Below are 244 nucleotides of genomic sequence, written 5' to 3'. Positions count from 1 at the left end.
ATCCCCACGGTGATGGTGAGGATGGTGATCTCAAAGGTGACGGGGATGAAGGCGGGCCAGCCCAAAAGGGGCTTCCCCCCGGCGTTGTGGGGGTAGTCCAGGGTGGTGTAGACCTGGAGGAAGAGGCCGAGGCCCGCCCCCAAGACCCCCAGGAAGAAGGCCATCCAGGGGATGCGCTCGTCGTGGCCGTACACCGCCTCGAGGCCCTCCAACGGGGTCGGGGTGATGGCCTCCAGGTGGCGGT

At 67.2% G+C, this 244-nt stretch carries 1 protein-coding gene; it reads right to left on the bottom strand.

Annotated elements, in window-relative coordinates; genetic code table 11:
- Nucleotides 1-244, bottom strand: a 244-nt coding sequence (locus MFF64_RS39170) for a quinol:electron acceptor oxidoreductase subunit ActD (RefSeq protein WP_238194100.1), incomplete at both ends; no start/stop codon positions are given.

Source organism: Methylobacterium frigidaeris (assembly GCF_022179185.1).
Taxonomy (GTDB): domain Bacteria; phylum Pseudomonadota; class Alphaproteobacteria; order Rhizobiales; family Beijerinckiaceae; genus Methylobacterium; species Methylobacterium frigidaeris.
The sequence above is the reverse complement of the archived record's forward strand: the minus strand, read 5'-3'. Positions and strand labels throughout refer to the sequence as shown.